This window comes from Lederbergia citrisecunda (assembly GCF_018343695.1).
GTDB lineage: Bacteria > Bacillota > Bacilli > Bacillales > Bacillaceae_C > Lederbergia > Lederbergia citrisecunda.
The window spans coordinates 2,972,668-2,989,702 of the sequence record NZ_JAGYPJ010000001.1; the positions used below are offsets into that span (position 1 = coordinate 2,972,668).

The window sequence follows — 17,035 nt, forward strand, 5'->3', positions numbered from 1 at the left end:
TTCAGAATATTTAATTGTTTGAGACCCGCATAATGCGGGTCAGAACGCCGTTGTCGTACAATGGGCTGATCAAGGCGCTTACGCTTTTCGGATTGCTTGGATAAATGTTGTAAAGGAGTGGAAAAAAATGGAAATGACGATGAATTTGAAAGATGAACGTATGTTAGAGGCGAAAAAATATGTTGATAGAGTGTATGAATCGGTAGTGCAACGTAATCCGAATGAATATGAATTTCTTCAAGCAGTAAAAGAAATTTTCCTCTCTCTAACTCCAGTATTTGCACGAAACCCAAAATATATCGAAGCAGGCATTTTGGAAATGATCGTAGAGCCTGAAAGATTGATTTCATTCCGTGTTCCGTGGGTAGACGATAACGGAAAAGTAAGAGTGAACCGTGGATACCGTGTTCAATACAATAGTGCAATTGGACCATATAAAGGGGGATTACGATTCCATCCTTCCGTCAATCAAAGTATTGTTAAATTTCTTGGATTTGAACAAATTTTTAAAAATGCGTTGACTGGGCAATCCATTGGTGGCGGAAAAGGCGGATCCGATTTCGACCCTAAAGGCAAATCAGACATGGAGATCATGAGATTCTGCCAAAGTTTTATGACGGAATTAACTAAATACATCGGTGCTGACGTTGACGTTCCAGCTGGAGACATTGGAGTCGGAGCGCGCGAAATCGGCTATATGTTCGGTCAATATAAACGATTACGTGGTAATTTTGAAGCTGGCGTATTTACAGGTAAAGGTGTAGGCTATGGCGGAAGTCTTGGAAGAACTGAAGCAACAGGCTATGGAACTGTATATTTCGTTGAAGAAATGTTAAAAGATCGTGGACTTTCTTTTGCCGGAAGTACGGTCGTTGTGTCTGGTTCAGGAAATGTTTCCATTTATGCAATTGAAAAAGCGCAAGAATACGGTGCAAAAGTTGTGGCATGCAGCGATTCAAATGGCTATATTTATGACGATAAAGGTATTTGCCTAGACACTGTAAAAAGGTTAAAAGAGGTTGAGAGACGGAGAATTTCCGAGTATGTGAAAGAACATCCACATGCTCAATATGTAGAAGGAAGCACAGGCATTTGGACAATTCCGTGTGATATCGCTCTTCCTTGTGCAACTCAAAATGAAATTGATGAAAACTCAGCTAAAACTCTTATTGCAAATGGCGTAAAAGCAATTGGAGAAGGCGCAAATATGCCATCTACTCTTGATGCAATTGATATTTTCCTGGAAAGCGAAGTACTATTCGGACCTGGTAAAGCAGCTAATGCTGGCGGCGTTGCAGTATCAGCATTAGAAATGGCCCAAAACAGCTCACGTGTACAATGGTCTTTCGAAAAAGTTGATTCTAAACTGAAAAAGATTATGACTGAAATTTATCGAGATAGCATTAAAGCGGCAGATGATTACGGCCATCCTGGGAACCTCGTCATTGGTTCTAACATCGCAGGCTTTAAAAAAGTTGCAGATGCAATGATAATACAAGGTGTAATTTAAGAACAAATGCGCAAGCGCCTGTTAAGCGACGTACAAACTTTTTAGGGTTCTGACGAGATAAAGGAAACACGGTGAGCCTTGGCGAACCGATGTTGACTTATCGTAGGAAGAAACCGAAAGTTTGCTAGTCGCTAGGCGCTGAAGCTAGACGGGAACTACCTTCACAAAAGTTATACACAAAGTCCCAATCTATAATTTTCTAAACAATGAGATAAGCGGTTCTTTCATTTTGAAAGAACCGCTTTTTTATGTCCATCACAAGCAGATCGATTAGCAATCTTCAAAGTCTTGTTCCTACTACAAGTCTTCATCGCTACACTTCGTTTCGCATGTTTTCTTCCCTTAGTCAAAGTCCAAATAAGGTGCGTCCATTAGCACCACGGATGTGCTTTTCTCACTTTTTTACTGGATATAGCCCACCAATGAAGGAACTAATGCCATATCAGATAGGCCCGGCACAGTCCAAATATTTCTTGAAACATTAATTCTTACAGCACCATGGATAAAATCACAAGTCCACGTATCGCAAAACGGAGTACCGAGTAAGCGAATCGTCACTTCAAATGTGTTGCGATTTCGCCACGTACCACTGACTGCAGCCATCACCTTTTGACCTGCTATACTGTATTCACTTTCGATCCATTTTCCATATCCTATTTGAAACTCATGTTGTCCTTCCGAATCCCAAAAAACAAATTCTCCTTTTTCTTCTGAAAACGTAAAAGAAAAAGCTGAAATTCCCACATCATTTGGTTGAGCTTCAAAACGTTTCCCCGACCATCTATTGATATTTGGTGATGTCGTTAAAACCCTTGGTGAATCGTATGTTAGCGACGCTAATTTACGATCAAGATCAGATTGTTGACCTTCAGCAGGACCTGTCATACCTGGAAGCAAGTGGTCCCATACCAAATTGAGGATATCCCCCATATCCATCACACCTGCCGTTATAGCAACGACTGCATCCTGTTCCGGCAAGACGACACAAAATTGACCGAATGCCCCATCCCCTCGGTATGCTCCGTGGCGACAACGCCAAAATTGATATCCGTATCCTTGTGCCCAATCATGGTCATCATTCCCATTGGATATTTGCTTACTCGTTGCTTGTTCTACCCAGTGTTCAGGGATAATTCGTTTACCTTCCCATACTCCTTTTTGCAAGTATAGTAATCCAAATTTAGCAATATCCTCTATTTTTACGCTCATCCCTGCACCGCCAAAATGAATACCCTTAGGACAAGTAGTCGTTGTAATATCGCTCATTCCGAGTGGCTCGAATAAACGCGGCTCCAAATAGTCCAATAGCTTCATGCCGGTCACCTTTGTTAAAATAGCAGACAACATATACGTCGCCCCTGTATTATACAAAAAGTGAGTACCAGGCTTGTGAACGATCGGCATATTTAGAAACTCTCTCACCCAGTCGTTGCTTCTTCTTAAATTCGGAGTTGTGTCTTCATCATGACCTGTTGACATCGAAAGTAAATGACGGACCTTTAAATTAGCCATATTCCGTTCAATTTCGTCCGTCATATATTCCAGGAAAAATGAAATAACATCATCATCCAAGGAAAGTTTGCCTTCCTCAACTGCTAAACCAATTGCGGTCGAGGTAAAACTTTTACTCAAAGAATTAAGGATATGTGGATGTTCTTCGTTATAAGGCGACCACGTTCCTTCGGCAATAACCTGTCCATGTCTTAGGACGATAAAACTGTGAACTTCAAGCTCTTCTGTTTCTAAAGCATTGACAAAATCAATAATCGATTTGGGAGAAACATTTTGTTCTTCCGGTTTACTTCTAGGTAGCTTTGTTTGAATCATCAAATATTCCCCCTCTGTTTATCACGAAGTTCCTTCCAACCAATCACTTTAATGTTTTCTTCTTCAAGTACTTTTTTGACTTCCGGATCTCGGAAAATATCAAACTCATATTGTCTTGCATGCCATGTTTCCGTAATTCCTTTTAATTCTTCTGATTCATAGGAAGGGTGAAAGAGAAGTTCCGATATACCAGGCTGTAAGTTTTTCAAGATATCTATAGCGTTCTGCTTTGACTCTTCATATCCATCCCCTTCATTAAGCCAAAATGGGAGCCCAATAACATGATCTGGATATAAAACACCTTTATGATCTGCTAATTTTATCAACTCTGACAAAGTCTCGACATGAAAGCCAGGTGGTGGATTTTTCGTAAAACGAATCGGCAAATTGTATTCCGCTGCTACCTCAAGATGAATATCCATAAAAAATAAATAAGCACCCATATGACTATCCAAATGTGTAGGATCTACTCCCATCTGAATCGCCTTTTCAATTTGGGCAACAATCTCTTCTCTCACTTGCTCCCGATCTGCTTGAGCAACCTTTTCAAGATTTGGAGGAAAATAGCCCAATTCATTTACTAACGTATCTACATTTCCGTTTAAATTAACTGGCCCCCATTTATAATGGTCCCATTCACTTGTCAGCGTGAGATGCACTCCCACATCAAGATTTGGATTGTTTTTCGCTGCCGTTGCAGCTTCCAAAGACCACGGGCAATTTACCATTAATGTTGTGGATGAAATAGAGCCTTCTTCCAAAAGCTTAATAATCGCTTGATTAGTAGCATGGCACATTCCAAAATCATCTGCATGTAAAATTAAAAGACGCTCATTTTTATTCATTCATCAACCTCTCGCTTCCTAATAAAATATGAATTCGCTTTCAACTTTCCGGTAATATTTTTCCTGGATTTAATATATCATTCGGATCGAACATTTTTTTAATAGATATCATGACGTCTAGTGCTGGACCGTGTTCTTCTTTTTGAAACTGAATTTTTCCAAACCCAACACCATGCTCGCCTGTGCAAGTTCCTCCTACTTTTAATGCATACGAAACTAGCTCTCTATTAAAACGGTTCACTTTTTTCATTTCATCTGGATCGTGGGAATTGTACAGCAAGGCGGTATGAAAGTTTCCATCCCCCACATGCCCAAGCACTCCTCCATCCAATCCATATGTATTTAATTGATTACGTGTATATTCCACTATTTCTGGTAATTTAGAAATTGGCACACACACATCTGTACTGAGAATAGACAGATCAGGATAGCTATGACTAAAAGCATAGTGAAGATCATGGCGTGCTTTCCATAAATGAGCACGTTTCAAAGAATCAGTTTCAAATACAAAACTTCCGCAGCCCATATCTTCGACAATGGTTTTTACAAAATTGATGTCCTCTTCGTTTCCTGATTTATTGCCATGGAATTCAAGAAAAAGTGAATGTTCTTCAGGGAAGTCAGTTTCGCTAAAATGATTGACCTGCTTTATACTTCTTGCATCTACTAGTTCTATTCTTGCAATCGGAATTCCTGCTGTTAGTATCGAAGCAGCAGCATCGACACAGCTTCGGATCGAGGAAAATGTACAACGAGCAGCCGTTATACTTTCAGGAATACCATGAAGCTTTAATGTAATTTTCGTAAAGATACCGAGGGTTCCTTCAGAGCCGATGAAAAGACCATTCAAATGATATCCAGACGAAGATTTTTTTGCCATGCTTCCCGTCTGAATAACACGTCCATCCGCAAGGACAACCTCCATATTTAGTATCTGATCTCTCATTACCCCGTATCGAACAGCAAGGGTACCACTTGCATTAGTCGCTGCCATTCCACCAATAGATGCGTCTGCGCCCGGATCTACAGGGAAAAATAACCCGTATTTTTTTAATTCATCGTTTAATTTTAGACGAGTAATACCTGGTTGTACCTTAACAGTAAGATCTTCTGGTTTTATATCTATGATGCTTGCCATCCGTTCAAAACTCATCGATATTCCTTTTTTTATTGGTATGGCCTGCCCTTCAAGCCCAGAGCCTGCCCCGTAAGGAACTAATGGGACTTTGCGGTCATTTGCGAAGGCAGCTATTTTTTGCACATCTTCCGTTGATTCCGGAAAAACGACGACATTAGGCTCGACTTTCGCATGGTGGGATTCATCACCCGAATGATGTCTTAATATTGTTTCATTAATAGAAGCCTTGTCTTTCCCGACCAAGACACACAGTTCCTCATATAGATTCATTCCACCCCTCCTTTTTTATATTTTGAGATTAACTAAATAATACCATAAAATATTAGCCTAAAATTGGATTTTATTTATCCCAATTTCATTCATTTCTTGAATTTCAAATAAAAAAAAAGATACACTATGAATATATATATTTTTAAGAAATTGGGATTCCATGAAAATGAACAGTTTATATACAACTCTTTCATCTACGAATATGCATTCATGAAAATCGAATTGTGGACTTGAGAAAGAATAGAGAAATTAATGGCAAAACAGTTTCATATTTTCATAACCTACGCTGGATCGTATGAGGTGAGGTTTTTGTTGTCCCCATTCATTAACAAAAGAAAGTTGTTCATGCATTATATTTACCCAAATCTAATATTGGAGGTTACTACGTAATGCACAAAATTAGCGGAGAACCATCAAATTTAAATGCATTTGAACGCTTTGCGAAAAAATCAGTGTGGCCTGCTTACGCAGGATGTGTTTGGGCACTCCTTTATGCGGTTTTTGTTCGATTTTTAGAGGCCACGGGTGGCGGAATTATTTCTACGTACGGTCAAATGGAAGATCCAGAAGCATTAGCCATGGCTAGCTACATCGCTGGGGTTGCTATCATGTTCTGTGGTTTTTGCTTGCTGGGACTAGTTAGACCATGGGGAAAAAAGGTTCCTCAATGGATCCCATTGATTGGCGAAAAAAACATCCATCCGCTTGTTTTGCTTACCCCTACCCTTCTCGGTACAGCCTTTTTACTTGCACATGCGGTAAGTGGAATGTTGACAAAAGCCTTCTTTTTGGCTGGAATCATTACCATTGATTTTCCTGGGTGGGCAGAATTGAACACTCGCAGCTTAGCATTATGGGATCTTTTCTTCTATGAACCTTGGTTTCTCATAATGGGCTTGCTTGCCGGATTATCGGCCGCCCATTACGCACTCACTTCCGCCATTCGACTTACAGTAATCAAAAGATTTACTATTTATTATTTGCTGTTTGTTTTACTCCTGATCATACTTTTTGTAGTAGGGACCATTGTTAAATTTTGAAAAATTACTTTATAGCCTTCTTAAAGATCCGCACATAGAGATGATAATAAAACTAGTATTTGACCAAACAAATAGACGTATGGTCCCGCATTCTGTGGACCCGTACGTCTATGAAAAGGCGCTTAAGCTATTCTTTGTCCAGCTGCTGCGCCTATCGACTTGCAAACTTCTTGTCCTTCTCCCTACGATAAGTCAACATTGATTCGCCTTCTAGGCTCATCGTGTTTCCTTTATCTCAGTCGAAGGCCCTGAAGTTTCTGCGTCGATGAACAGGCGCTTTCGCTTTTCTAATTATAGAGCTTTTGCAATTTCTCTATCTAGCGGCTCAAGATCGACTTCAAAGCCCATATCCTCCAACATTTGCTTATCCGCCAATCCTTCCTGTCCTTCTGTCGTTAAGTAATCTCCGATAAAGATCGAGTTGGCTGGGTATAATCCGAGTGGCTGCAAGCTTCTTAAATTCACTTCACGTCCGCCGGAAATCCGGATTTCTTTTGTCGGATTTATAAATCGGAACAAGCATAAAACTTTTAGGCAATAGCGTGGATTAAGTTCATCCGTACCTTCGAGCGGAGTCCCATCGATCGCATGTAAAAAATTCACCGGAATTGAATCAGCATCCAATATTTTCAAACTGCGAGCCATATTAATGACATCTTCCGGTGTTTCTTTCATTCCAACAATGACACCTGAACATGGTGAAATACCAGAACTTTTAACAATCCCAACTGTATTCACCCGGTCTTCATATGTATGGGAGGTTGTAATATTAGAATGATGCTGACTTGAAGTATTGATATTGTGATTGTAGCGGTCTACCCCTGCCTCTTTTAGTCTCTCAGCTTGCTCAGGTTTCAAAATACCGAGACAGGCGCAAACCGTCATATGTTGATGAGCCTCTTTTATTTCCTTCACTGCGCTAGCGACGATATCTAATTCTCGATTTGCTGGCCCTCTCCCACTTGCTACAATACAATACGTACCTGCATTCAACTCTGAAGCTCTTTTGGCACCTGCGACGATTTCATCTTTTTTCATCATCGAGTATTTTTCAATCGGGGCCTTCGAGACGATAGATTGAGCACAGTAGCCACAGTTTTCCGGACATAATCCCGATTTTGTATTGATGATCATATTTAATTTCACTTTATTACCATAAAAATGTTTGCGAACGCGGTATGCTGCATGAAGCAACAGCAGCAACTCATCGTCAGGGCATTGTAAAACAGCAAGGGCTTCCTCATTCGTCAATTCTCTTCCTGCCAATGCTTTCTCTGCTAATTTATCAAAATCATTCATATCCAAATCCACCTATCAAGATCTTTTCACGATTTTTTGCATTCTATGAGCGAATATGCCTGCTAGAACTGCAAGAAACATATCTTTCGGAAATGGAACAGCCATCCACATCCAGGCCACCTTATAAGAAAATGCAGCCGGAGCCGCCGCCCATACTTTATAAGCTACATACATCAAATTGGTACCGATTAAATAGCTTAAGATAGTTCCGATTAAAGCCGCGATAATATAAGAAGGTAGTTTATTATTTTTTTCAATGATTTTTCCAGTTACGTATGCTGTTACAATAAAAGATAGAATGAATCCGAATGTTGGACTAAGGATTTGAGTAGGTCCCCCCATAAATTTTGCAAATACGGGCGCACCTACAAGTCCGATAAACATATATACCGCCATAGAAATCGCACCGAGACGACTCCCCAAAAACGCACCCGCCAACACAGCGAAGAACGTTTGCAACGTAATCGGCACTCCCCCGATCGTCATGAACGGAATAAAAGAAGTAATATTTGCTCCAATCATCATTAATGCTGAGAACATGCTGACATACACCATATCAAGTGTTCTAAGGTTATTTTTTGTTTTAACAGTTGCAGTACTCATTTTTTCACCTCAAATTTTTACTATAATAAGAGAATAATGGTATGACTATTATATGTCAACTTAAAATATTTTATGGTTAACATATATTTTTTTTGTAACGAAACGGATTTTCATGGTACTAAATTAGTGAAGAGCTTAGGGAGGAGGGCAACATGAGCGAGCTTGAAAGGCTATATGAAGAAATTCAGCCGAAAATTTACGCTTTTTTCTTTATAAAAACATCTGATAAATCTGCTGCAGAAGATTTAACTCATGATGTATTTTACGAAGCAATTAAAGGAATTCATTCATTCTCTGGAAAATCCTCGCTTCAAACTTGGATATTTTCCATCGCTAAAAATGTATTGAGAAAATATTATCGATCAAAAAAATATGCTACTGGCCTTCATGAAAAGCTCACTCTTGATGTCCCTGAACTACCAAGTTCTCCCGAGGATGTATATATGATGAAGGAAGGACATGTAAATTTAGTACATAAAATCAGTAGCTTAGATGAAGTCCAGAAAGAAATTATTACGCTGCGACTATATGGTGAATTGTCTTTTAAAGAAATTGGAGAACTCATCAATAAAAGCGAAAACTACGTACGAGTCACATTTCATCGGGCGAAACTGCGACTTCAAAAAGAAATGGGGTTGAACCATGAATAAAGACTGCTCAATAGTAGAAGATCTTCTACCCCTTTATAACGAAGGATTGCTCCAAGATGAAACGACAGAATGGGTAGAAGCACATTTAGAAAATTGCGAGAATTGCCGTGAACTGGCACTTCTTTCAAAAGAACCAATTGAAAAAGAAATCATTACATCAACGATTGATACCGAAAGTATGATAAAAAAAATAAATTTAAAACTATCTATTTATCAAATTATTTTTGTAGCTATTTCGTTTATATTTGCAATAAAAACATCATTATTGCATGAAAGCTTTGGTTTTATCTTAACCTACCCTATTCTAGGATTGATTACATTTTTATTTTATCGGCGTTTTTTAATCGTCACTGTGATTGCTTTTTTACCGAACTTTATTTGGTCAATGATTGATATTGCATCAATGTCGGTTAACGCAAACATCGGTTCCATCTTCCTTGCTGGTATACATCTAATTCTAGCTTTAGTTGGTAGTGTAATCGGCTTACTTATTTTAAAACTTAGAGAAAGAGGTCCAGCATCATGACTCTGAAAAAATGGATTTATTTGTTTCTCATCATTGTTCTCGTCGTCCCCATTTTATTTTTTTACAACGCTTTTAATGGGAATCCTGCGTGGAAGTACTTTTCTAATAAGGCGGTAAAACATTACTTGCAAGACACGTATCCCGGGGAAGAGTTCGTCATTCATGATGGTTTTTATAATTTTAAAGTGAGCGGATATTCATATAAAGTAAGGAAAGTTGGGGATGAACGTCAAAAAAATTACGAGTTTACTGTCTCTGGTTTTTGGAAGCCTACTGTAATATATGATGAAATTTATTATGATAATTTAGATCTACCTCTTATTGAAAAATTGGAAAAGGAGGCAATTTCAGAGCTGAAAGAACTTTTGAAAGATAAAGTTAAACGGATTGTGGATATGAGCGTGCAAATTGAAGTGTTGAAAGGAACATATAGTTTAGATACTCATTGGAGCAAGGATTTAAAGTTGGAAAAACCAATCTACATTCATCTTATCGTAGATGCTACGAATATGAGTAAGGAGGATGCCTTAGAAACTGTACGTTCCATTCAACAAGCTCTTAATACAGACCATTATTCATATGAGGGAGTCAGTTTTAACGGAAATTTATTCGATAATAAAACAATTGAAAAAGATGAACTCGGGTACGTCAAATACTCGGTTGGTTTTGAAAAGGATTCAAATATTGAGTTAAACGATATTGAGGAATACAATCAATAATATTTTGAGGAGATGATTTATATGTGGGAAATTCCATTTTACGCGATTTTAGCGCCAATCATTACAATATTACTTTCTTTATTTTGTTCAATGAAGCTGAGAAATTATTATTTGGCACCGTTAATTATTTTTGCAGGTCTAAACGTGCTTACTATCGTTTTACCAATGGTCCAAAACGTTGGTTGGCAAGCATTATTTGGTTGGGCAGCATTTTATACAGTAGTATCACTAATGATTTCTTTAATAGTAAAATTAGTAAGTGCAAAAATAGCAGCCTAAAAGGAAAAGGCATTGGTTCGAATACCAATGCCTTTCTTTTTTATTTTAAAAATTTCACACAGACAACTTCAGGAACCGAAACTTCAGACTCAAGCTTCGTTAATTTTCCAGTCTCCTTATCCCTCTTAAATAACACAAGATTTCCCGTATGTTGATTGGAAGCAATCAAGAACGACTCGCTTGGATCTAATACGAAATCACGTGGAAACTCCCCGCCTGACGGTGTATGTTCAACGAAAGTGAGTTCTCCAGAATCTGCATCAACACTAAATACCGCAATGCTATTATGCCCGCGATTTCCAGTATAAACGAAGCGGCCGTCTGAAGATATATGGATGGCACTCGCATCATTTGTTTCGGTAAAATCTGACGGGATGGCTCGAATATATTGCTTTTCTGTAAAGCTGCCATCCTCAGCATTATAATTTAGAACGACAACTTCTGAACTTAACTCTGTAAGCAAATAAGCCACTTTTCCGTTCGGATGGAAAGCAAGATGGCGCGGACCACTACCTGCTCTTACTACGAGAGTATTCACTCTTTCGAGAGTATCATTTTCAACTTTATATGTAACAACCTCATCCGTACCAAGATCCGCAACAACAACAAACTTCTTGTCTGGAGTAAATGCTGTGTAATGGACATGCGGTTTTTCTTGGCGTACGTGTGGGCCTGTCCCTTCGTGTTTATTACTATAGGATACCGAATTTACGCCAGCTTTATTTATTTTGTATAGCTCAACTGTCCCCTCATGATAATTCCCAGTGACAAGTTCATCTTGATACACGTCTAAATGGCATGGTGGTGCCCCTTCTTGTACTTCTACATTTAAAAAACTTAATTCTCCAGTTTCTGAATTAACGGAAAACGCGGCTACCCCACCCGACTTTTCCTGTTGGGCAACAGAATATAAAAAACGGTTTTCTTCGCTAATCGCTAAATAGGTAGGACTGCCAACTTTTGCAGCAACTTCGACATTTGTTAGCTCTGCTTTTTCTGTATCTAGAATAAAGCGATAAATTCCTTCACTTGTTTGCCTAGTATACGTTCCGGCAAACCCTATGTATTTTTGACCCATAATATGACTCCCTTTCGAAATTTTCAGTTACTATTATAACATGAATAATAGTGAAAGCGCCTTACCATCGACATACAAACTAAAGAACTTTAACATATCCGAAGGAAATTTCTTTTACGAGAATTTCTAAAAGGCATTCATAGTTTTCCTTATAAATTGAAAATGAAAAGAACGTCCTTTGAGGACGCTCCTTATTTAAAAACCTTCATTCTCTCTTCAATGCTATTATATTGTTTTTCACGCGCACCTGCTGTCGGTTTTCCAAATGGCATTTGTGATATAAGTTTCCAGTTCTCAGGTATATCCCAGATTTTTTGGACTGCCTCATCAATGATTGGGTTATAGTGCTGCAAGGAAGCGCCATATCCTTCTACTTCCAATGCTGTCCATACAATATATTGAAGCATCCCTGATGATTGCAATGAGTATTCAGGCATTTTTTCTGCATAAGTTGGAAATTTTTCCTGTAAAGCTCTCACTACTGTTTGATCTTCAAAAAATAAAATGGTTCCATAACCGTTCCGAAAGCCAGCCATTTTTTCTTCAGTTGGTTTAAAATTTTCAGATGGAACTAATTCTCTTAATGCAGCTTCTGTTATATTCCACAATTTATCATGGTTTTCTCCAAGTAAAATTACTGCTCGTCCACTTTGAGAATTAAATGATGTCGGAGCATGTTTAATCGCATAAGCAACAATTTCTTCTATGCGCTCATCAGAAATGACTGTTTCTTTACTTATCCCATATATGGATCGTCTATTTTCAACTGCCGTATAAAAGGTTTTCTCTGTTTGAATCATTACATTATCTCTCCTCTACTTCTAAAACAATCTCAATTCCCGAAGGATCTTTCGTTATAATTCTACCATCCTTCTCAGAAAATGAAGCACTTATTTTTTCCAATTGTTTAATGACATTTTGCTTTGCTTCATCGTTAAGCAATGCTATCGTAAAATATTTCAATCCAGTCGTATTTTCCTCTGGTGCAGGGGCACCTTTACTATTCCATGTATTTAAACCAATATGATGATGGTATTTATTTTTAGAAATAAATAGTGCCTGGCCGCCATATCGAAGGACAAGGTCAAATCCAAGCCCGTCACAATAATATTCGCGAGTTTCTTCTAATTCAGCTACCTGTAAGTGAATATGACCGATAATAGTTTTTTCAGGCATGCCCTTCCAACCAGTTTCAGTAGCTTCCTGTAAGAGATTTTCAATATCCAAAGCAACGGTCGTCATATACACTTGATCTTTCTGCCATATCCAGTTATCCGGATCACGATCGATATATATTTCAATACCATTACCTTCTGGGTCTGCTAAATAAAGTGCTTCACTTACATGGTGGTCAGACGCCCCTTGCAAAGGATAGCGGGTTTGAATAAAATAATTAACAATATCGGCAAGATGTGAACGATGAGGCAATAGAAATGCGATATGATATAAGCCAGTAGTTCTTGGGTCTCTAGGAGTCGCATCCTTACGTTGTTCAAGTACTAATAAGGCAGTTTCTCCATCTGTTGATATCGAAGCTTTTTCATTTGTTCGCTCAATTACTTTAAATCCGAGAACTTTTTCATAAAATTCCACTGTTCTATCAAGATCTTTGACTGTTAACACAGCTTGTTTTATAACAGAGGGTTGTGTCATTTTATTGTCCTCCTTTTACTTACTTTATGTAAGCAACTTTATTATAATTATGTTATACTGTCAAGCAAGGGCTAATTAAAATAAATAATAGGTATTTGATAAAGCAAATGGTATAATTTAATCAGCGAGGTGAGTATTATGAATAATTCGTTATGCCCAAGATTTGAAAAAGCAATGAGTATATTGGGTCAACGCTGGACGGGATTAATTATTCACCAGCTTTTAAACGGACCCCAGCGTTTTTGTACAGTCGAAGCTGCAATGCCCATTAGTGCTCGAGTTCTATCTGAAAGATTAAAGGACTTAGAGCAAGAAGGTATTGTCAAACGCCAAGTATATCCTGAAACTCCTGTGAGGATTGAATATTCCTTAACGGATAAGGGAATGGCCCTTGCCCCTTTGATGAAGGAAATAGAAAAATGGGGCGAAAACTGGTTAGAAATTGATACTGAAGAACATATTAATTTATAAAGCCGCATTCCCGAAAACGGGAGTGCCGGCTTCTTTATTTTAACTAATTATTTTCGTAATATGTAGTTATTAACTCTGGGAGGTAATGGAGAATGAAAAACGATATCATACAACGCTTTGTTACATATGTAAAAATCAATACTCAATCAGATGAAAATAGTCCTACATGCCCGTCTACTTCTGGTCAGCTGACTCTTGCGAATAAGCTTGTCGATGAATTGAAAACAATCGGAATGGAAGAAGTGTCGATTGATGAAAATGGCTATGTAATGGCAACACTTCCTGCAAATACAGAGAAAAAAGTTCCAACAATTGGGTTTTTGGCTCATGTAGACACCGCAACTGATTTTACTGGCGAAGGTGTAAACCCACAAATTGTTGAAGGATACGATGGAAACGATCTTGTTTTGAACGAAGAGACCAATTTCGTCCTTTCTACTAAAGATTTTCCAGCACTCACTAATTATAAGAGTCACACGCTCATCACTACGGATGGAACGACTCTTTTAGGTGCAGATAATAAAGCTGGAATTGCTGAAATTATGACAGCGATGGATTATTTAATCAAACATCCTGAAATCAAGCATGGAAAAATTCGTGTGGCCTTTACTCCTGACGAAGAAATTGGCCGTGGTCCACATAAATTTGACGTAGAAAAATTCAATGCGGATTTTGCGTATACGATGGATGGCGGACCAATTGGTGAATTACAATATGAAAGCTTTAATGCAGCTGGGCTGAAGCTTACTTTCCGCGGAACGAACATCCACCCAGGTACTGCGAAAGGAACAATGGTCAATGCTGCAAAAATCGCGATGGAATTTCACAACGCGTTGCCTTCAGATGAAGCTCCCGAGTTGACTGAAGAATATGAGGGTTTCTATCATTTGCTTTCGTTTCACGGAGATGTAGAAGAAACAAAGCTTGCTTACATCATTAGAGATTTTGACCGTAAGAATTTCGAAGCAAGAAAAGCTCTTGTTGAAAGAATTGTTTCTGATCTTCGCGAAAAATATGGGCAAGATCGGATTACAATCGATATGAATGATCAATATTACAATATGAAAGAAAAGATTGAACCGGTTAAAGAAATTGTCGACATTGCCTCTGATGCAATGAAGAGTCTCGACATTGAACCGATTGTCTCCCCTATTCGCGGCGGTACAGACGGTTCGCAATTATCATACATGGGACTTCCAACGCCGAACATATTTACAGGCGGAGAAAACTTCCATGGACCATATGAATTTATTTCCGTTGATAATATGGAAAAAGCGGTTCATGTCATTGTAGAGATTTGTAAATTATTCGAGGAACGTGCAGAATAGGAAATATTTTCGCAAAATTATTGCAGATAAACAAATAAAAAGTATTGACTTATCTTTTCGCTACTGCAATAATACATAAGACAAAAGAATCAGTTTACCTTTAAAACAGTCCTGTGAGGCTGACAAGGTTGCATGCGCATATTAACTATGCGTGTAATTTCTGCATACAGATGATGTAAACATCCGATTATTATGCACCTTGCCGAGCTTAGGACAAGGTGCTTTTTATTTTGTCCAAGGTATAAGCATCTGATCTAAGATTAATAAAAAGGGAGAGATATCGGATGAAAAACAGAGAAATCCAAGTAGACGAACGCTTACCATTATTACAAAGTTTACCTTTAAGCTTACAGCACTTATTCGCTATGTTCGGTTCTACAGTATTAGTACCATTATTGTTCGGAATAAATCCTGCCATTTGTTTGTTGATGAACGGGATTGGAACACTTATCTATATTTATATTACAAAAGGAAAAATACCAGCTTATCTTGGTTCCAGCTTTGCGTTCATCTCACCAGTCTTGTTCGTATTAAATGAACATAACGGTGCAGAAGGATACAGCTACGCTCTTGGTGGATTCCTTCTAGTCGGTATTGTATTGCTACTTGTAGGTCTAATAATTAAAGTAGCTGGCACAAAATGGATTGATGTCATTTTTCCACCAGCTGCAATGGGTGCAATTGTAGCGGTTATTGGATTGGAATTACTTCCAGTCGCTGGAATTATGGCTGGATTGGTAAAACCTTCAGATGTAACTGGTGCCTGGTCACCTGATCCAAAAGTGATTACAGTCTCATTATTGACTCTTGGTTTAACAATCCTTTATTGGGTACTATTGAGGGGATTTCTAAAAATCATCCCAATCTTACTGGGAATTATTTCCGGCTATATCATTGCTGCATTTGCAGGATTAGTTGATCTTTCAGGAGTAAAAGATGCTAGCATGTTTGCTCTTCCTACGTTTTATCAAATTAAGTTTAATTGGTCTGATATGGTCGTTATTTTACCAGCGGCTCTTGTATTACTGCCAGAACATATTGGACATCTAATTGTGACAGGTAATATTGTTAAAAAAGACCTCGTCAAAGATCCTGGTCTTGACCGCTCATTTATGGGAAATGGTATTTCAACCATCATTTCCAGCTTTGCAGGTTCAACACCGAATACTACTTACGGAGAAAACATTGGAGTTCTTGCCATCACAAGAGTATACTCCACTTGGATTATTGGAGGAGCCGCGGTTATTGCCATTTTCCTTTCCTTCTTTGGAAAACTAGCAGCCTTAATTCAAGCAATCCCAGTATCAGTTATGGGTGGAATTTCACTATTACTTTTCGGAATCATCGCGGTTAGTGGTCTACGTATATTAGTTGAATCAAAAGTAGATTATAGTCTTTCACATAACCTCATCCTAACTTGCGTAGTTTTAGCAATCGGTATTAGTGGCGCTACAATTCATATCGGTTCTGTAGAATTAAAAGGAATGGGTCTTGCAACAATCGTTGCTATCCTACTAAGCTTGTTCTTTAAACTTCTTGAAAAACTAAAATTAACGAACGATTAATAAAGTACCCCTGAAGTTGATTTTTTGAACTTCAGGGGTTTTTTTTGAATATATCAAATTGATTTCTAGTTCTTGGTGGCTTTCATACATAGTTTCGTGATTTCCACATGTTATTCGCTGTACTAACGGGGTGGCGCTTTACGGATGAATCTATTCGCAGTGGACCCAATTCTATTCGCCGTCGGAGCTCGTCTATTCGTCGTCGAAGTGATTCTATTCGCCTTCAGGACTGGT

General features: G+C 38.4%; 17 protein-coding genes. 9 read left to right on the forward strand and 8 right to left on the reverse strand.

Features of this window, described 5'->3' with window-relative positions; genetic code table 11:
- Nucleotides 1-133: 133 nt before the first annotated feature.
- Nucleotides 134-1,510: an NADP-specific glutamate dehydrogenase gene (gene gdhA, locus KHA93_RS14565; protein ID WP_432806350.1), complete on the forward strand. Its 1,377-nt coding sequence runs from the start codon at nt 134-136 to the stop codon at nt 1,508-1,510.
- A 402-nt stretch (nt 1,511-1,912) separates the two neighbouring features.
- Here the strand turns inward: gdhA and KHA93_RS14570 are convergent, their stop codons facing one another.
- Genes KHA93_RS14570 through KHA93_RS14580 form a run of 3 tightly spaced genes read right to left on the reverse strand, consistent with a single transcriptional unit; the run spans nt 1,913 to nt 5,590 of the window.
- Nucleotides 1,913-3,337, reverse strand: a complete 1,425-nt coding sequence (locus KHA93_RS14570) for a serine hydrolase domain-containing protein (RefSeq protein WP_213111390.1) — start codon at nt 3,335-3,337, stop codon at nt 1,913-1,915.
- Nucleotides 3,337-4,182 carry a polysaccharide deacetylase family protein gene (locus KHA93_RS14575; protein ID WP_213111391.1) on the reverse strand — a complete coding sequence of 282 codons (846 nt, stop codon included), beginning with the start codon at nt 4,180-4,182 and terminating at the stop codon, nt 3,337-3,339. Before KHA93_RS14575 ends, KHA93_RS14570 begins: the two co-directional genes overlap by 1 nt.
- Before the next feature lie 40 nt (nt 4,183-4,222).
- Nucleotides 4,223-5,590 (reverse strand): FAD-binding oxidoreductase, encoded by a 1,368-nt coding sequence (locus tag KHA93_RS14580; RefSeq protein WP_213111392.1) that lies wholly within the window; start codon nt 5,588-5,590, stop codon nt 4,223-4,225.
- Nucleotides 5,591-5,979: 389 nt separating this feature from the next.
- On the opposite strand from KHA93_RS14580, the gene KHA93_RS14585 reads away from it, so the two are divergent.
- A complete protein-coding gene (locus tag KHA93_RS14585; RefSeq protein ID WP_213111393.1) occupies nt 5,980-6,630 on the forward strand; it encodes a DUF3995 domain-containing protein in 651 nt (216 codons plus the stop codon).
- A 291-nt stretch (nt 6,631-6,921) separates the two neighbouring features.
- Here KHA93_RS14585 and bioB read toward each other — a convergent pair whose 3' ends face one another.
- Together bioB and KHA93_RS14595 are read right to left on the reverse strand one after the other, a co-directional pair.
- Nucleotides 6,922-7,929, reverse strand: a complete 1,008-nt coding sequence (gene bioB / locus KHA93_RS14590; RefSeq protein WP_213111394.1) for a biotin synthase BioB — start codon at nt 7,927-7,929, stop codon at nt 6,922-6,924.
- 15 nt (nt 7,930-7,944) lie between these two features.
- Nucleotides 7,945-8,532 carry a biotin transporter BioY gene (locus tag KHA93_RS14595; RefSeq protein WP_213111395.1) on the reverse strand — a complete coding sequence of 196 codons (588 nt, stop codon included), beginning with the start codon at nt 8,530-8,532 and terminating at the stop codon, nt 7,945-7,947.
- Between the two features lie 152 nt (nt 8,533-8,684).
- Here KHA93_RS14595 and KHA93_RS14600 point away from each other — a divergent pair, with 152 nt between their 5' ends.
- The 4 genes from KHA93_RS14600 to KHA93_RS14615 are packed head-to-tail and all read left to right on the forward strand — an operon-like array spanning nt 8,685 to nt 10,706.
- Nucleotides 8,685-9,182 carry an RNA polymerase sigma factor gene (locus tag KHA93_RS14600; protein WP_213111396.1) on the forward strand — a complete coding sequence of 166 codons (498 nt, stop codon included), beginning with the start codon at nt 8,685-8,687 and terminating at the stop codon, nt 9,180-9,182.
- Nucleotides 9,175-9,708 carry a zf-HC2 domain-containing protein gene (locus KHA93_RS14605; RefSeq protein ID WP_213111397.1) on the forward strand — a complete coding sequence of 178 codons (534 nt, stop codon included), beginning with the start codon at nt 9,175-9,177 and terminating at the stop codon, nt 9,706-9,708. The genes KHA93_RS14600 and KHA93_RS14605 overlap by 8 nt, the downstream gene beginning before the upstream one ends.
- A complete protein-coding gene (locus tag KHA93_RS14610) occupies nt 9,705-10,427 on the forward strand; it encodes a YfjL-like protein (RefSeq protein WP_213111398.1) in 723 nt (240 codons plus the stop codon). Before KHA93_RS14605 ends, KHA93_RS14610 begins: the two co-directional genes overlap by 4 nt.
- 21 nt (nt 10,428-10,448) lie before the next feature.
- A complete protein-coding gene (locus KHA93_RS14615; RefSeq protein WP_213111399.1) occupies nt 10,449-10,706 on the forward strand; it encodes a DUF2651 family protein in 258 nt (85 codons plus the stop codon).
- A gap of 40 nt (nt 10,707-10,746) precedes the next feature.
- Here KHA93_RS14615 and KHA93_RS14620 read toward each other — a convergent pair whose 3' ends face one another.
- The 3 genes from KHA93_RS14620 to KHA93_RS14630 all read right to left on the reverse strand — a co-directional run bounded on the left by KHA93_RS14620 (nt 10,747) and on the right by KHA93_RS14630 (nt 13,437).
- Nucleotides 10,747-11,784 (reverse strand): lactonase family protein, encoded by a 1,038-nt coding sequence (locus KHA93_RS14620; RefSeq protein WP_213111400.1) that lies wholly within the window; start codon nt 11,782-11,784, stop codon nt 10,747-10,749.
- Nucleotides 11,785-11,975: 191 nt separating this feature from the next.
- Complete coding sequence (locus tag KHA93_RS14625; protein ID WP_213111401.1) at nt 11,976-12,584, reverse strand: nitroreductase family protein; 609 nt, start codon at nt 12,582-12,584, stop codon at nt 11,976-11,978.
- A 4-nt stretch (nt 12,585-12,588) separates the two neighbouring features.
- Nucleotides 12,589-13,437, reverse strand: a complete 849-nt coding sequence (locus KHA93_RS14630) for a VOC family protein (protein ID WP_213111402.1) — start codon at nt 13,435-13,437, stop codon at nt 12,589-12,591.
- A gap of 138 nt (nt 13,438-13,575) precedes the next feature.
- Between KHA93_RS14630 and KHA93_RS14635 the strand changes: the two genes are divergently transcribed.
- The 3 genes from KHA93_RS14635 to uraA all read left to right on the forward strand — a co-directional run bounded on the left by KHA93_RS14635 (nt 13,576) and on the right by uraA (nt 16,801).
- Nucleotides 13,576-13,908: a winged helix-turn-helix transcriptional regulator gene (locus KHA93_RS14635; RefSeq protein ID WP_213111403.1), complete on the forward strand. Its 333-nt coding sequence runs from the start codon at nt 13,576-13,578 to the stop codon at nt 13,906-13,908.
- 92 nt (nt 13,909-14,000) lie between these two features.
- Complete coding sequence (gene pepT, locus KHA93_RS14640) at nt 14,001-15,236, forward strand: peptidase T (RefSeq protein ID WP_213111404.1); 1,236 nt, start codon at nt 14,001-14,003, stop codon at nt 15,234-15,236.
- Nucleotides 15,237-15,520: 284 nt separating this feature from the next.
- The gene (gene uraA, locus KHA93_RS14645; protein ID WP_213111405.1) at nt 15,521-16,801 is read left to right on the forward strand and encodes a uracil permease; all 1,281 of its coding nucleotides are present in this window, start codon (nt 15,521-15,523) and stop codon (nt 16,799-16,801) included.
- The last annotated feature ends 234 nt before the right edge of the window (nt 16,802-17,035 follow it).

Coding starts and splice junctions, on each gene's coding strand:
- gdhA (WP_432806350.1), top strand. CDS start 134: ATGACGATGAATTTGAAAGATGAACGTATGTTAGAGGCGAAAAAATAT.
- KHA93_RS14570 (WP_213111390.1), bottom strand. CDS start 3,337: ATGATTCAAACAAAGCTACCTAGAAGTAAACCGGAAGAACAAAATGTT.
- KHA93_RS14575 (WP_213111391.1), bottom strand. CDS start 4,182: ATGAATAAAAATGAGCGTCTTTTAATTTTACATGCAGATGATTTTGGA.
- KHA93_RS14580 (WP_213111392.1), bottom strand. CDS start 5,590: ATGAATCTATATGAGGAACTGTGTGTCTTGGTCGGGAAAGACAAGGCT.
- KHA93_RS14585 (WP_213111393.1), top strand. CDS start 5,980: ATGCACAAAATTAGCGGAGAACCATCAAATTTAAATGCATTTGAACGC.
- bioB (WP_213111394.1), bottom strand. CDS start 7,929: ATGAATGATTTTGATAAATTAGCAGAGAAAGCATTGGCAGGAAGAGAA.
- KHA93_RS14595 (WP_213111395.1), bottom strand. CDS start 8,532: ATGAGTACTGCAACTGTTAAAACAAAAAATAACCTTAGAACACTTGAT.
- KHA93_RS14600 (WP_213111396.1), top strand. CDS start 8,685: ATGAGCGAGCTTGAAAGGCTATATGAAGAAATTCAGCCGAAAATTTAC.
- KHA93_RS14605 (WP_213111397.1), top strand. CDS start 9,175: ATGAATAAAGACTGCTCAATAGTAGAAGATCTTCTACCCCTTTATAAC.
- KHA93_RS14610 (WP_213111398.1), top strand. CDS start 9,705: ATGACTCTGAAAAAATGGATTTATTTGTTTCTCATCATTGTTCTCGTC.
- KHA93_RS14615 (WP_213111399.1), top strand. CDS start 10,449: ATGTGGGAAATTCCATTTTACGCGATTTTAGCGCCAATCATTACAATA.
- KHA93_RS14620 (WP_213111400.1), bottom strand. CDS start 11,784: ATGGGTCAAAAATACATAGGGTTTGCCGGAACGTATACTAGGCAAACA.
- KHA93_RS14625 (WP_213111401.1), bottom strand. CDS start 12,584: ATGATTCAAACAGAGAAAACCTTTTATACGGCAGTTGAAAATAGACGA.
- KHA93_RS14630 (WP_213111402.1), bottom strand. CDS start 13,437: ATGACACAACCCTCTGTTATAAAACAAGCTGTGTTAACAGTCAAAGAT.
- KHA93_RS14635 (WP_213111403.1), top strand. CDS start 13,576: ATGAATAATTCGTTATGCCCAAGATTTGAAAAAGCAATGAGTATATTG.
- pepT (WP_213111404.1), top strand. CDS start 14,001: ATGAAAAACGATATCATACAACGCTTTGTTACATATGTAAAAATCAAT.
- uraA (WP_213111405.1), top strand. CDS start 15,521: ATGAAAAACAGAGAAATCCAAGTAGACGAACGCTTACCATTATTACAA.